This window comes from Lysobacter enzymogenes (genome assembly GCF_017168095.1).
Taxonomy (GTDB): Bacteria; Pseudomonadota; Gammaproteobacteria; order Xanthomonadales; family Xanthomonadaceae; genus Lysobacter; species Lysobacter enzymogenes_D.
The window spans coordinates 1-13,411 of the sequence record NZ_LXSD01000335.1 but is presented as its reverse complement, the minus strand read 5'-3'; the positions used below and the strand labels follow the sequence as shown (position 1 = coordinate 13,411).

General features: G+C 68.2%; 13 protein-coding genes. 8 read left to right on the top strand and 5 right to left on the bottom strand.

What is annotated here, in order from left to right:
• Positions 1-65 precede the first annotated feature (65 nt).
• The 6 genes from A7A76_RS11950 to A7A76_RS11925 all read left to right on the top strand — a co-directional run bounded on the left by A7A76_RS11950 (position 66) and on the right by A7A76_RS11925 (position 5,855).
• Positions 66-536 (top strand): F0F1 ATP synthase subunit B, encoded by a 471-nt coding sequence (locus tag A7A76_RS11950; protein ID WP_057946214.1) that lies wholly within the window; start codon positions 66-68, stop codon positions 534-536.
• Positions 537-553: 17 nt separating this feature from the next.
• The gene (locus A7A76_RS11945) at positions 554-1,081 is read left to right on the top strand and encodes a F0F1 ATP synthase subunit delta (protein ID WP_206411392.1); all 528 of its coding nucleotides are present in this window, start codon (positions 554-556) and stop codon (positions 1,079-1,081) included.
• A gap of 137 nt (positions 1,082-1,218) precedes the next feature.
• Positions 1,219-2,769 carry a F0F1 ATP synthase subunit alpha gene (atpA, locus tag A7A76_RS11940; RefSeq protein WP_206411391.1) on the top strand — a complete coding sequence of 517 codons (1,551 nt, stop codon included), beginning with the start codon at positions 1,219-1,221 and terminating at the stop codon, positions 2,767-2,769.
• Positions 2,770-2,908: 139 nt separating this feature from the next.
• Positions 2,909-3,772: a F0F1 ATP synthase subunit gamma gene (gene atpG, locus A7A76_RS11935; RefSeq protein ID WP_074873523.1), complete on the top strand. Its 864-nt coding sequence runs from the start codon at positions 2,909-2,911 to the stop codon at positions 3,770-3,772.
• A gap of 69 nt (positions 3,773-3,841) precedes the next feature.
• Entirely contained in the window at positions 3,842-5,278 is a 1,437-nt protein-coding gene (gene atpD / locus A7A76_RS11930) for a F0F1 ATP synthase subunit beta (RefSeq protein WP_206411390.1), read from the top strand.
• A 151-nt stretch (positions 5,279-5,429) separates the two neighbouring features.
• Positions 5,430-5,855 (top strand): F0F1 ATP synthase subunit epsilon, encoded by a 426-nt coding sequence (locus tag A7A76_RS11925; protein WP_206411389.1) that lies wholly within the window; start codon positions 5,430-5,432, stop codon positions 5,853-5,855.
• 125 nt (positions 5,856-5,980) lie between these two features.
• Here A7A76_RS11925 and A7A76_RS11920 read toward each other — a convergent pair whose 3' ends face one another.
• Positions 5,981-6,367: a GtrA family protein gene (locus A7A76_RS11920; RefSeq protein ID WP_206411388.1), complete on the bottom strand. Its 387-nt coding sequence runs from the start codon at positions 6,365-6,367 to the stop codon at positions 5,981-5,983.
• Between the two features lie 133 nt (positions 6,368-6,500).
• Between A7A76_RS11920 and A7A76_RS11915 the strand changes: the two genes are divergently transcribed.
• Positions 6,501-7,427, top strand: a complete 927-nt coding sequence (locus A7A76_RS11915; RefSeq protein WP_206411387.1) for a glycosyltransferase — start codon at positions 6,501-6,503, stop codon at positions 7,425-7,427.
• A gap of 61 nt (positions 7,428-7,488) precedes the next feature.
• On the opposite strand, the gene A7A76_RS11910 is transcribed toward A7A76_RS11915, so the two are convergent.
• Positions 7,489-9,111 carry a hypothetical protein gene (locus A7A76_RS11910; RefSeq protein ID WP_206411386.1) on the bottom strand — a complete coding sequence of 541 codons (1,623 nt, stop codon included), beginning with the start codon at positions 9,109-9,111 and terminating at the stop codon, positions 7,489-7,491.
• 102 nt (positions 9,112-9,213) lie between these two features.
• On the opposite strand from A7A76_RS11910, the gene glmU reads away from it, so the two are divergent.
• On the top strand, positions 9,214-10,590 hold the full coding sequence (gene glmU, locus A7A76_RS11905) for a bifunctional UDP-N-acetylglucosamine diphosphorylase/glucosamine-1-phosphate N-acetyltransferase GlmU (protein WP_206411413.1): 1,377 nt from the start codon (positions 9,214-9,216) through the stop codon (positions 10,588-10,590).
• 162 nt (positions 10,591-10,752) lie between these two features.
• Here glmU and A7A76_RS11900 read toward each other — a convergent pair whose 3' ends face one another.
• From A7A76_RS11900 to A7A76_RS11890, 3 genes are all read right to left on the bottom strand, one after another.
• Positions 10,753-11,586 carry a glycosyl hydrolase family 18 protein gene (locus tag A7A76_RS11900; protein ID WP_206411385.1) on the bottom strand — a complete coding sequence of 278 codons (834 nt, stop codon included), beginning with the start codon at positions 11,584-11,586 and terminating at the stop codon, positions 10,753-10,755.
• Positions 11,587-11,903: 317 nt separating this feature from the next.
• Positions 11,904-13,208, bottom strand: coding sequence for a sensor histidine kinase (locus tag A7A76_RS11895; protein WP_206411384.1), 1,305 nt, complete (start codon positions 13,206-13,208; stop codon positions 11,904-11,906).
• Positions 13,209-13,219: 11 nt separating this feature from the next.
• Positions 13,220-13,411: helix-turn-helix domain-containing protein (locus tag A7A76_RS11890; RefSeq protein ID WP_241200889.1), on the bottom strand; the 192-nt coding region annotated here is incomplete at its 5' end.

The window sequence follows — 13,411 nt, the reverse complement described above, 5'->3', positions numbered from 1 at the left end:
AGCCGTCCGCGCGAGCGGACGGTTCTCCCGGGCCGTAGCGCCCGCAGCGTCCCATCGGAGCTGTCATGAATATCAACATGACCTTCTTCGGCCAGATGATCACGTTCGCGATCCTCATCTGGTTCACGATGAAGTTCATTTGGCCGCCCCTGAACAAGGCGATCGAAGAACGGCAACAAAAGATTGCCCAGGGTCTGGCGAACGCCGAAGGCGCTGAGGTGCTCATCCAGCAGGCGCGCGCGCAGGCGGATGAAATCGTGCGCGAAGCGCGCGTCAAGGCCAACGAAGTGGTCGAGCAGGCGCATTCGCGCGCCAACCAGATCGTCGACCAGGCCAAGACCGACGCGATGGTCGAAGGCACGCGCCTGAAGGCGCTGGCCGACGCCGAAATCGCCGCCGCCGCCGACCGCGCTCGCGAGGATCTGCGCAAGCAGGTGTCCGCGCTGGCCGTCACCGGCGCCGAGAAGCTGCTCAAGCGCGAAATCGACGCCAACGCCCACAAGGCGCTGCTCGACGAGCTGGCCGCGGAAATCTGACCGGAACGCCCCACGCGATGAGCCAGAACCTCACCCTCGCCCGACCGTATGCCCGCGCCGCGTTCGCGCTGGCGCGCGACGCCGGCCGCACCGCCGACTGGTCGCACGCGCTCGCCTTCTCGGCGCGCGTCGCCGCCGATCCGCAAGTGCAGTCGGTGCTCGGCCATCCGCGCCTGAGCGCCAACGACGCGGTCGCCCTGGTCGCGATCGACGGCGCGGACGAGTCCGTGCAGCGGTTCCTGACCCTGCTCGCGGACAACCGCCGCCTCGCCCTGCTGCCGGAAATCGCCGGCCTGTTCGAGGAATTGCGCGCCGACGCCGACCGTGTGGTCAAGGCCAAGGTCACCTCCGCCAGCGATCTGCCGGCGGCCGAACTCGATTCGATCAAGGCCGCGCTGGTCAAGCGCTTCGGCCGCCAGGTCGAGATCGAAACGGCCGTCGACGCCTCGCTGATCGGCGGCGCGGTGATCGACGCCGGCGAAGTGGTGATCGACGGCTCGCTCAAGGGCAAGCTGGCGCGCCTGCAGACGGCGCTGGCCGGTTAAAGCCGGGAACGGGGCATCGGCAACAGGGAATCGTCGAAGCGCCGCGCTTCCGACTCCCGACCTGCGATCCCCGGCTCCCGTTTAAAAGAAAGCACCCGCGCGTCGCTTCGTCGCGATGCAGGACCAAGGAAACGACAATGGCAAGCACCCAGCTCAACCCGTCCGAAATCAGCGAACTGATCAAGACCCGCATCGAGAAGGTCAAGCTGGCCGCCGAAGCGCGCAACGAAGGCACCGTGACCTCGGTGTCCGACGGCATCGTGCGCATCCACGGCCTGGCCGACGTGATGCAGGGCGAAATGATCGAACTGCCGAACAACACCTTCGCCCTGGCGCTGAACCTGGAGCGCGACTCGGTCGGCGCCGTGGTCCTGGGCGACTACGAGCACCTGCGCGAAGGCGACGTGGCCAAGACCACCGGCCGCATCCTGGAAGTGCCGATCGGCCGCGAGCTGTTGGGCCGCGTGGTCAACGCGCTGGGCGAGCCGATCGATGGCAAGGGCCCGATCGGCGCCACCCTGACCGCTCCAGTGGAGCGCGTCGCCCCGGGCGTGCTGTGGCGCAAGTCGGTCGACCAGCCGGTGCAGACCGGCTACAAGTCGGTCGACTCGATGATCCCGATCGGCCGCGGCCAGCGCGAGCTGATCATCGGCGACCGCCAGACCGGCAAGACCGCGATGGCCATCGACGCCATCATCAACCAGAAGGGCACCGGCATTAAGTGCATCTACGTCGCGATCGGCCAGAAGGCCTCCTCGATCGCCAACGTGGTGCGCAAGCTGGAAGAGAACGGCGCGCTGGCCCACACCATCGTGGTTGCCGCCACCGCCTCCGAATCGGCCGCGATGCAGTACATCAGCGCCTACTCGGGCTGCACCATGGGCGAGTTCTTCCTCGACCGCGGCGAAGACGCGCTGATCGTGTACGACGATCTGTCCAAGCAGGCCGTGGCCTACCGCCAGATCTCGTTGCTGCTGCGCCGTCCGCCGGGCCGCGAAGCCTACCCGGGCGACGTGTTCTACCTGCACAGCCGCCTGCTTGAGCGCGCCGCGCGCGTGAACGCCGATTACGTCGAGAAGTTCACCAACGGCGAAGTCAAGGGCAAGACCGGTTCGCTGACCGCGCTGCCGATCATCGAAACCCAGGCCGGCGACGTCTCGGCGTTCGTGCCGACCAACGTGATTTCGATCACCGACGGCCAGATCTTCCTGGAAACCGACCTGTTCAACGCCGGCATCCGCCCGGCGGTCAACGCCGGCATCTCGGTGTCGCGCGTGGGCGGCTCGGCCCAGACCAAGATCATCAAGAAGCTGTCCGGCGGCATCCGTATCGCCCTGGCCCAGTACCGCGAGCTGGCGGCGTTCGCCCAGTTCGCCTCGGACCTCGACGAAGCCACCCGCAAGCAGCTCGAGCGCGGCCAGCGCGTCACCGAGCTGATGAAGCAGAAGCAGTACGCGCCGATGTCGATCGCGCTGCAGGCGCTGTCGATCTACGCCGTGGACAAGGGCTACATGGACGACGTGCCGGTGGCCAAGATCGGCGCTTTCGAAGACGCGCTGCACGGTCACTTCCTCAACACCCAGGGCGCCTTGGTCGAGAAGATCAACAGCACCGGCGGTTGGGACGACGAGATCGAAGGCGCCTTCAAGAAGGGCATCGAAGAGTTCAAGCAGACCGGGACCTGGTAAGGGCTGCAAGAGCGGGATCAGGGAGTCGGGGTCAGGGAACTGCGGGGTCGACGCGACCTTCGGGTTCCCCGCGAATCTCCGGTTCCCCAACCCCGCTTCTCAACCCCTAACCCCCTAAAGCGAACAAAGCGAGCGAGAGATGGCAGGCGGACGCGAAATCAAAACCAAGATCAAGAGCGTGCAGAACACCCGCAAGGTGACCCGCGCGCTGGAAATGGTCTCGGCTTCCAAGATCCGCAAGGCGCAGGATCGGATGAAGACCTCGCGCCCGTACGCGCGCGTGATCAAGCAGGTGATCGGACACCTGGCCCAGGCCAATTCCGATTACCGGCATCCGTACATGGTCGAGCGCAAGGACGTGAAGCGGGTCGGCTACGTGATCGTGTCGTCCGACCGCGGCCTGGCCGGCGGCCTCAACAACAACCTGTTCCGCAAGCTGCTCGGCGAGTTCCGCAAGTGGCAGGAGCAGGGCGTCGAGGTCGACGTGGTCACCATCGGCCAGAAGGCTTCGGTGTTCTTCCGCCGGATCAAGGTCAACATGCTCGCTTCGGTCACCCACCTGGGCGACCAGCCGCACCTGGAGCAGCTGATCGGCGTGATCAAGGTCGTGCTCGACGCCTACAGCGCCGGCACCGTGGACCGCGTGTTCGTCTGCTACAACGACTTCGTCAACACCATGACCCAGCGCGCGGCGTTCGATCAGCTGCTGCCGCTGCCGGCGCCGGAAACCCAGGTCGCCAAGCACGACTGGGACTACATCTACGAACCCGATGCGCAGACCGTGCTCGACCACGTGCTGACCCGCTACATCGAGTCGCTGGTGTACCAGGCGGTGCTGGAGAACGTGGCGTCCGAGCATGCCGCGCGCATGGTCGCGATGAAGTCGGCGAGCGACAACGCCACCAAGCTGATCGGCACCTTGAACCTGGTCTACAACAAGGCCCGTCAGGCGGCGATCACCCAGGAAATCTCCGAAATCGTCGGCGGCGCCGCCGCGGTCTAACCCATCCGGTGGGCGCGGCCTGCGGCCTGCGACCACGAGCAGCATTTGAAAGTTACTGAGGAATCCAAGATGAGCAGCCAGGGCAACCAGGGCAAGATCGTTCAGATCATCGGCGCGGTCGTCGACATCGAGTTTCCGCGCGAGTCGGTGCCGAAGGTGTACGACGCGCTGAAGGTCGAGAACACCGCCATCACGCTCGAAGTGCAGCAGCAGCTCGGCGACGGCATCGTCCGCGCGATCGCGCTGGGCTCCACCGACGGCCTCAAGCGCAACCTGATCGCGACTAACACCGGCCGCGCCGTGGCCGTGCCGGTCGGCACCGCGACCCTGGGCCGCATCATGAACGTGCTCGGCGAGCCGATCGACGAGCGCGGCCCGGTCGAGAGCGACGTGCATTGGGAAATCCACCGCTCCGCTCCGGCCTACGACGAGCAGTCCTCGGGCAACGAGCTGCTGGAAACCGGCATCAAGGTCATCGACCTGATGTGCCCGTTCGCCAAGGGCGGCAAGGTCGGCCTGTTCGGCGGCGCCGGCGTGGGCAAGACCGTGAACATGCTCGAGCTGATCAACAACATCGCGACCGAGCACGCCGGCCTGTCGGTGTTCGCCGGCGTGGGCGAGCGTACCCGCGAGGGCAACGACTTCTACCACGAGATGTCCGACGCCAACGTCATCGTGCAGGACGACCTGTCGAAGTCGAAGGTGGCGATGGTGTACGGCCAGATGAACGAGCCGCCGGGCAACCGTCTGCGCGTGGCGCTGACCGGCCTGACCATGGCCGAATACTTCCGCGACGAGAAGGACGCCAACGGCAAGGGCCGCGACGTGCTGTTCTTCGTCGACAACATCTACCGCTACACCCTGGCCGGCACCGAAGTGTCGGCGCTGCTGGGCCGCATGCCGTCGGCGGTGGGCTACCAGCCCACGCTCGCCGAGGAAATGGGCGTGCTGCAGGAGCGCATCACCTCGACCAAGACCGGTTCGATCACCTCGATCCAGGCCGTGTACGTGCCCGCGGACGACCTGACCGACCCGTCGCCGGCGACCACCTTCGCCCACCTCGACGCCACCGTCGTGTTGAGCCGAAACATCGCCGCGCTCGGCATCTACCCGGCGGTCGACCCGCTCGACTCGACCTCGCGCCAGCTCGACCCGAACGTGGTCGGCGCCGAGCACTACGACACCGCGCGCCGCGTCCAGGCCACCTTGCAGAAGTACAAGGAGCTCAAGGACATCATCGCGATCCTGGGCATGGACGAGCTGTCGGAAGAAGACAAGACCGCCGTGGCCCGCGCGCGCAAGATCGAGCGCTTCTTCTCGCAGCCGTTCCACGTCGCCGAAGTGTTCACCGGCGCGCCGGGCAAGTACGTGTCGCTGAAGGACACCATCCGCGGCTTCAAGGGCATCTGCGACGGCGACTACGACCACCTGCCGGAGCAGGCGTTCTACATGGTCGGCGGCATCGAAGAGGCCGCCGAGAAGGCCAAGAAGATGGGTGTGGGCTGAGTGGAGCAGAAGCGGGATTAGGGATGGGGGATGAGGGAACTGGAGTGTTTCGGTTCCGGTCGATCCCCGCGCCTGCGTAGCAACAGTTCCCCAACCCCGCTTCCAAGCCCCGCTTTTCCTTCCCCGCTTCACTAACCCGAACGAGAACGACATGGCCTCCACCTTCCGTTGCGACATCGTCAGCGCCGAGGAAGAAATCTTCCACGGCGAGGCGACGCTGCTGGTCGCCACCGGCGAGATCGGCGAACTCGGCGTCGCGCCGCGCCATGCGCCGCTGATCACCCGGCTCAAGCCGGGCAAGGTCGTGGTGACCCTGCCCAGCGGCGAGCAGCTCGACTTCGCGGTCTCCGGCGGCATCCTCGAGGTGCAGCCGCAGGTCGTGACCGTGCTGGCCGACACCGCGATCCGCGCCCAGGACATCGACGAAGCCGCCGTGCGCGCGGCCAAGGAAGAAGCCGAGCGCGCGCTGGCCAACCGCGGCCCGCAGATGGACGTCGCCGAAGCCCAGGCCAAGCTGGCCGAAGCGATGGCGCAGCTGCAGGCGCTGGAGCGCCTGCGCAAGAACATGAAGCACTGAGTCGCGATCCTCCGGCGCCCATCGCGCCGGGATGCGAAAACGCCGGCCTCGCGCCGGCGTTTTTGTTTTTGCGCGCAGGTTGCGTGCGAGCGCGGCGTCCGCGATTTCCGCTCGCTGCGGCGGCCTCAGCGCCGATACACCCAGTAGCGCGAGACGGTGAAGCTCAGCGCCGCCAGCACCAGTTCGATCGCCGGCTTGGCCAGCCAGGTCCACTGCAGGCCGGCGTAGGCGTTGACCGCGCTGATCGCAGCGGTGCTGAGCACGGTGGTGCCTAGCCACATGGCGATGAAGCGGGCGAACTGGCGCCGGCCCAGCGAGGGCGATTCCGCGTCGGCGAAGGTGAAGCGGCCGTTGAGCCAGAACCCCAGCAGCGCGCCGCTGACCCGGCCGGCCAGGTTGGCGGCCTCCACCGGCATGCCCAGGTGGCTCAGCGCGACCATGACGCCCCAGTCGACGACGTACTGGATGCCGCCGACGATGAGGAAGTTGCGGCCCTGGCGGGTCAGGCTCATGGATGCCACCGGCGACGGCGCGTGGCGGGGGATACGACGGACGGGGCGGGGGCGGGCATGGGCGCATTCTAGCCAGACGGGCCGCAGCCCAGGCTGTACCATCGCGCCATTCCAGAAAGTTCGGAGCGCATCGGTGCGCAGCGCGGTACTGATCCCTTGCTACAACGAAGCGCATACGGTGGCCAAGGTGGTCGCCGATTTCCGCCGCGCCCTGCCCGAGGCGGAGATTTGGGTGTTCGACAACGCCAGCACCGACGGCACGGCCGAACTGGCGCGGCAGGCCGGCGCGCGCGTGCACCGGGTGCCGGCCAAGGGCAAGGGCAACGTGGTGCGGACGATGTTCCGCGAGGTCGAGGCCGATGTGTACCTGATGGTGGACGGCGACGACACCTATCCGGCCGAACACGCGCGCGCGCTGATGCAGGACGTGATCGAAGGGCATGCCGACATGGTGGTCGGCACCCGCCTGGAGCAGCACGACACCGGCTCGTTCCGCCGTTTCCACGGTTTCGGCAACAAGCTGGTGCGCTGGAGCATCGGCCGTTTGTTCGGCCAGCCGGTGCGCGACGTGCTGTCGGGCTACCGCGCGTTCTCGCGCCGCTTCGTCAAATCCATGCCGGTGCTGTCGCGCGGTTTCGAAATCGAAACCGAGATGACCGTGTTCGCGATGGCCAACGCCTTCGTATTGACCGAACGCACCGTGCCTTACGGCGTGCGTCCGGAAGGAAGCGAATCCAAGCTCAACACTTTCCGCGACGGCTTCCGCGTGATGCGCACCATCGGCTTCCTGTACAAGGACCTGCGCCCGCTGCTGTTCTTCGGCACCGCCGCGGCGCTGGCCGGCGCGGCCAGCCTCGGCTTCGGCGCGGTAGTGATCCACGAATTCAGCGGCACCGGCGCGGTCACCCATCCCTCGACCGCGGTGCTGGCCGCGGCCCTGGCGTTGACCGCGTTCATCCTGCTGGCGACCGGATTGATCCTGGACACGGTCAACCGGCGCTCGAACGAGATCCTTCGCCTGATCACCGACCAGGTCGTGCATCGCGGCGACGGCCGCTGAGGCGTACGCCCCAGCCCGGTTCGACGGCCGCGAACGGCCATTGCCACTGCGTCGGCGTGGTCTATTGCGCCGCCGCCTTGACGCAAATCGGCGCGAACGGCGCCCGTGCCAGCGGGCACAGCTCCAGATCGCCCAGATTGTCGTCGAGCAGGGTGCAGGCGCCGGACACGCTGAGCCCGTACAGCGCGATGCGCTCGCCGGCGGGCGCGTCGGGACGGACCGGGCGCAGCAGCCACAGCGGGCCGGGATGGCTGGCGACGGTGCGTTCGACCCGCTCCTGCAGGCCGGCGCAGCGTTGCGGATCCATGAAATTGTTGCGCACGGCCATCGCCGGCACGTCGCGCGGCAGGAAGGCGACGGCGTAGGCGATGGGGCGCTCGGTGCTGGTCAGGACCACGCTGCCGGCCGGCAGCGGCGGGTATTTCACCGCGATCATCGGCGTGCGGAACGGGTCGCGGCCCCAGTTGGGGTGCTTGGTCGGAACCACCACCAGCGCCATCGCCGCGAGCATCGCCAGCACCGGCCGCTTGTGCGCGAACAGCATCGACACCGCGCCGACGATCAGCAGCGAGCACAGCACTTCCAGCGGCAGCAGATAGCGGTAGATGCCGTACACGCCGGCCCAGGCGAAGTAGCTGACCGCGACGAAGGCCAGCAGCGGCCAGCGCAGCGCGACGGCGTTCGCTTGCGCCGCGGAGGCTGCGGGATCGGCGGCCGTGTCCGTGGCCGTACCGGCGGCCGGCGCCGCCGCGCGCGCGCCGGGCCGCAGCAGCCACAGCCACGCGCCCAGCGCGCACAGGCCCAGCAGCAGGCGCGGATCGGCCAGCAGCGGCTCGGAATAGTGGCGGCTGCGGCGCAGCAGCTGCAGCGGCGGGTCGAACAGATCGATCGGGCTGCGCGGCACGTAGCGCGCGTCGCGCCACGAGTCGGCGATGGTGTCCGGCGACAGGAACCACTGGTTGAAGTAGGGGAACAGCGGATTGGCGTGCAGCTTCCACACGTACCAGCCCCACGGCCCCCAGCACACCGCCACCGCGACGCCGCCGCCGATCGCCAGCGCGAGGATGCGCGCGGGCAGTTGCCGCAGCGGGCCGGCGACCAGCGCCGCGGCGATGAAGCCCACGCAGTAGGTCACCCCGGTGAGCTTGAACCCGGCCGCCGCGCCGGCCAGCAGCCCGACCGGCAGCCAGGTCGCGAACGGCCCGCGCCGGCCCTGCGACTGCGCCCACCACAGCAGCGCGCCGAGCACGAACATGCCGACGATGTGGTCGTTGAAGGTCGCCGCCGTGCCCGGGTACATCGCCGCGCCGGTCATGATCACGAAGCCGGCGATCCAGGTGCGCGCGCGGCTGCGCTGGGCCGGCATCAGGGTGTCGAGCAGGCGCAGGGCGAAATACAGCGCCAGCAGGCTGGGAATGGCCAGCCACAGGGTGATCGGCAGCCCGCCCAGGCCGGCGCGGACCATCAGCGCGAACGGGATGTCGACGGTCGGGTTGTGCCAGGTCTGCAGCTGGGCCGGGGCGATGTCCTGGGCCAGCCGGCCGTCCAGCCAGGCCAGCGGGGTGTACAGGTGATAGTTGCGCAGATCCCAGTTCGCGTCCTGGCGCAGTGCGATCACCGCCACGGCGATGAAGAATAGGGCGGCCAGTGCGGCGGTCCGCCAGGGGGTGCGCTCAGCGGGCATGCAGAGTCCTTGCGTGGGCAATTGCTAAGATTCGGACCCGACGGGGGGCCCACGTCAAGCACCGAACAGGTCAGGAAGGTTTCGTACATGGCTCATGAGTCGATGAACCAGTTGCACATCGTGATTCTCGCCGCCGGCGAGGGCAAGCGGATGAAGTCGGCGACCGCCAAGGTCCTGCAGAAGATCGCCGGGCGGCCGATGCTGGCCCACGTGATCGACACCGCGCGCGCGTTGCGTCCGGCCGGCATCCATCTGGTCTACGGCCACGGCGGCGAGCAGGTCCGCGCCGCGTTCCAGGGCCAGGACGACCTGAGCTGGGCCGAGCAGGAACAGCGCCTGGGCACCGGCCACGCCGTGCAGCAGGCGATGCCGGGCGTGCCGCAGGACGCGCGGGTGCTGGTGCTGTACGGCGACGTGCCGCTGATCCAGGCGGCGACCCTGCAGCGCCTGCTCGACGCGCCCGGCCGGCTGGCGGTGCTGGTCGCCGACATGGACGATCCCACCGGCTACGGCCGCATCGTGCGCGATCCCGAAGGCCGGGTCGGCCGCATCGTCGAGCACAAGGACGCCGACGAGGAGCAGCGCGCGATCCGCACCATCAACACCGGCATCCTGGTCGCCGACGGCGAACCGCTGCGGCGCTGGCTGGAGCGGCTCGGCAACGACAACGCCCAGGGCGAGTACTACCTCACCGACGTGTTCGCCGCGGCCGCGGCCGAGTACAGCCCGGCGGAGATGGTGCATGTGGAAGATCCCATCGAAGTCGAAGGCGCCAACGACCCGTGGCAGCTGGCCCAGCTCGAGCGCGCGTTCCAGCGCCGCGCCGCGCGCGCGCTGTGCGCGCAGGGCGCGCGCCTGGCCGACCCGTCGCGCTACGACCAGCGCGGCACGGTGACGGTGGGGCGCGATGTCGAGATCGACGTCGACGCGGTCCTGGAAGGCACGGTCGAGCTCGGCGACGGCGTGCGCATCGGCCCGTTCTGCCGGCTCAAGGACGTGCGCCTGGGCGCGGGCACCGAAGTGCGCGCGCACTGCGACCTCGACGGCGTGGTGGTCGAGGGCGCGGCGCAGATCGGCCCGTACTCGCGCCTGCGTCCGGGCACGGTGCTCGCCGACGGCGCCCACGTGGGCAACTTTGTTGAGACCAAGAACGTGCGCCTGGGCGTGGGCAGCAAGGCCAACCACCTGACCTACCTGGGCGACGCGGTCATCGGCGCGGGCGTCAACGTCGGCGCAGGCACCATCACCTGCAACTACGACGGGGTCAACAAATCGGTCACCACGATCGAGGACGGCGCCTTCATCGGTTCCAACTCGTCGCTGGTGGCGCCGGTGACCATCGGCAGGAACGCGACCATCGCCGCCGGCTCGGTCATCACCCGGCCGGCGCCGGCGGGCGAGCTGACCCTGGGCCGCGCGCGCCAGACCACGGTGGAAGGCTGGAAGCGGCCGGTCAAGAAAACGCCGGCGGAGAAGTGAGCGGCGGCGCGCATCGCGCGCCGCGTTCGATACGCGGATCGGCAAGCCCCTGCGCTTGCCGATCCGTGCGACTGAAACCCAGCCGTCCGCGGCCCCGGGTCTCCGCGTTTAGGTCGCACGACGCGGGACGGCGCTGCGCCGTCCCGCGTATGCGCTCCGCGCTCAGGGCACGTACTGCACCGATTCGGTCGAGCCGGCCTGCGACTTGACGATGGCGGTGTAGTACTGCGCCGCGGTGGTGGTGTTGAGGAAGGCGTTCGGCGCCCAGATCATCACGCCCTGATAGCCGTTGTCGGCGACGCTCTTGGCGATGGTGCCGGCCTGCGAGGCCGAGCTGAATTCCGGCGAGATGCCGAGGAACAGATTGCTCTTGGCCATGCCGTAGCCCACGTACGGGGTCAGGTAGCTGACGCTGCCGCCGTAGGTCATCTCGTAGCCTTCGGTGAGCTGGTTGGCCGCGTTGTACGGCGCGCGGAAATAGCTCGAATCCGACCACAGCGCCTTGCTCAGCGTCTTGCCGGTGAAGTAGGTGTTGGCGCGGATCGCCTTGAGCACCGCGTAGAACGAGCTGGCGCTGCCCGAACAGGTGGAGTACTCGTCGTCGACGCTGATGCCGTCGAGGCCGTACTTCACCACGTCCGCCACCATCGCGTTGGCCAGCTTGGTCGCGGTGGCCGAGGTCATGTTGCACGACCAGCCGGCGTTCTGATGGTTGCCCAGGTACGAGATCTGCACCTTGATGCCCTTGTTCTGCAACTGCCGCACCGCGTCGATGTTGTTCTTCAAGATCGCGGTCATCTCCGCGTTGTAGTACAGCACCGGCGTATTCGGCGTGCTGCCGTTGATGTTGGCGGCGAACAGCACCAGGTCGGAGAAGAACGGCTTGCCGGTGCTCGTAACCACGTAATGGCCGATGTCCTTCACGTCCTGCGGCGAAGGATTGTTCAGAAATACGACGTTGCGCGCGGATGCGGCGAAACTCGCGATAAATGCCATTAGACCGAAAGCCAAAAGCGTAGGTTGACGAAGCATTGGCGAATCTCCTCTTCCAATAGTTGGAAAATCAGCTCGATTTGGCGTGCGCGAACGCGATCGGCCGCGCGCGTCCTGGCTAGAAACGAACCAGGAGGCGGATCACCCTACGGCGGGCGTCGTCGGTTTCGCGCGCGATGCGATGCGGTTCGCCGCGCAAGCCTGGGTCAAGCGGCGCGCGAATAACATGCGCGCGTTCGCGAATCGGGCGAGTGAGAAACGAGTCGGAAAAACGCCGCGCGAACGTTCGCCGCGCAATGGGCCGCGCGCGGCGCGGCGATTCAGTCCGGCAGCACCATCGACACGCACAGCCCGCCGCCTTCGCGGTTCAGCAATGCGATGCGGCCGCCGTGCGCTTCGGCGATCTCGCGCGCCAGCGCCAGGCCCAGGCCGGTGCCGTTGCGCTTGGTCGAATAGAACGGCAGCAGCGCGTTGGCCAGCACCGCGTCGTTCATGCCGGTGCCGCGGTCGAGCACGTCGATGCGCCAGGCATCCTGCGCGCGCCGCAGCTGCAGCCGAACCTCCTGCGGCGGCGAGCCGGATTCGTGCGCGTTCTTGAGCAGGTTGATCAGGCTCTGCTCCAGCTGCGCCGCATCGACCCGGCCGATCGCGTCGGCGGACACGCCGTCGTAGCCGAACTCGACCTGGCTGCGCAGTTGCTGGATGAAGCGCGACCATTCCACCGGCTGCAGGCGCGGCGCCGGCAGCTTGGCGAAGCGCGCGTAGTCGCGGATGAAGCCTTCCAGGTGGCGCGCGCGCTCCTCGATGGTGTTGAGCGCGGTCGGCAGGCGTTCGTACTGGCCGCGGCGCAGCAGTTCGGCGCCGGAGTGGGCGAGCGAAGCGATCGGCGCGAGCGAGTTGTTGAGCTCGTGGCTGATGACCCGGATCACCTTCTTCCAGGTCTGCACTTCCTGCCGGCGCAGCTCGGCGGTGAGCTGGCGCAGCAGCACCAGTTCGTGGGCGCGGCCGTTGAGGCGGAAGATGCGGCGCGAAAGGTGGTAGATCTCCTCATTCTCGACGTCGCCCACGCTGAACATGCCGTCGCCGCCGCGCTCGAACGCCTCGCGCATCGGCGCGGGCGCGGCGCGCATGATCTCGGCGAAGTCCTGGCCTTCCAGGCGCCGGCCTTCGCCGAGCATCTTGCGCGCGGCCAGGTTGCCCAGCACCACGCGCCGCGCCGGATCCACCAGCAGCATCGCCACCGGCGTGTTCTGCACCATCGTGTCGAGCAGCAGCTCGCGCTGGACCAGGTTCAGGCGCTGCTCGCGCAAGGTGTCGCCGAGCCGGTTGTGGCTGGCGACCAGTTCGCCCAGGTCGCCCTTGCCGCTCCAGTTGAAGCTGAAGGAATAATCGCCGTCGCGATAGCTCGCCACCGAGCCGGCCAGGGCGCGGAACAGCGAGTTCATCGGCGCGAACAGGCGCGCGACGTGGTACAGCAGCAGCGGCGCCAGCGCCGCGATCACGATCGGCAGCGCCAGCCAGCGCGGCGAGAGATAATCCGCCAGCCACAAGGCCGCCGCCGCGCCCACGGCCAGATAGGCCAGCGCGAGCGCGCCGAAGGCCAGACTCAAGGGCAGGCGACGCATGCTCGCTCTCCTCAGTCGCGTTTGATGCCGAGCCGGTCCAGGCGCCGGTACAGCGCCTGTCGCGACAGCCCGAGTTCGCCGGCGGCCTGCGCCAGCACGCCGCCGGCGCGTTCGATCGCCGCTTCGATCGCGGCTCGGTCGGGCTCGTCGCCGCCGGGCGCGGCCGCGGCGACGGCGAGGCTCGCGGCGTTCGCCGCGGGCAG

Excerpts from the sequence above, each read along its gene's own strand:
- A7A76_RS11950 (WP_057946214.1), top strand. The coding sequence starts at position 66 with ATGAATATCAACATGACCTTCTTCGGCCAGATGATCACGTTCGCGATC.
- glmU (WP_206411413.1), top strand. The coding sequence starts at position 9,214 with ATGAACCAGTTGCACATCGTGATTCTCGCCGCCGGCGAGGGCAAGCGG.
- A7A76_RS11925 (WP_206411389.1), top strand. The coding sequence starts at position 5,430 with ATGGCCTCCACCTTCCGTTGCGACATCGTCAGCGCCGAGGAAGAAATC.
- A7A76_RS11920 (WP_206411388.1), bottom strand. The coding sequence starts at position 6,367 with ATGAGCCTGACCCGCCAGGGCCGCAACTTCCTCATCGTCGGCGGCATC.
- A7A76_RS11900 (WP_206411385.1), bottom strand. The coding sequence starts at position 11,586 with ATGGCATTTATCGCGAGTTTCGCCGCATCCGCGCGCAACGTCGTATTT.
- atpG (WP_074873523.1), top strand. The coding sequence starts at position 2,909 with ATGGCAGGCGGACGCGAAATCAAAACCAAGATCAAGAGCGTGCAGAAC.
- A7A76_RS11945 (WP_206411392.1), top strand. The coding sequence starts at position 554 with ATGAGCCAGAACCTCACCCTCGCCCGACCGTATGCCCGCGCCGCGTTC.
- A7A76_RS11910 (WP_206411386.1), bottom strand. The coding sequence starts at position 9,111 with ATGCCCGCTGAGCGCACCCCCTGGCGGACCGCCGCACTGGCCGCCCTA.
- A7A76_RS11895 (WP_206411384.1), bottom strand. The coding sequence starts at position 13,208 with ATGCGTCGCCTGCCCTTGAGTCTGGCCTTCGGCGCGCTCGCGCTGGCC.
- atpA (WP_206411391.1), top strand. The coding sequence starts at position 1,219 with ATGGCAAGCACCCAGCTCAACCCGTCCGAAATCAGCGAACTGATCAAG.
- atpD (WP_206411390.1), top strand. The coding sequence starts at position 3,842 with ATGAGCAGCCAGGGCAACCAGGGCAAGATCGTTCAGATCATCGGCGCG.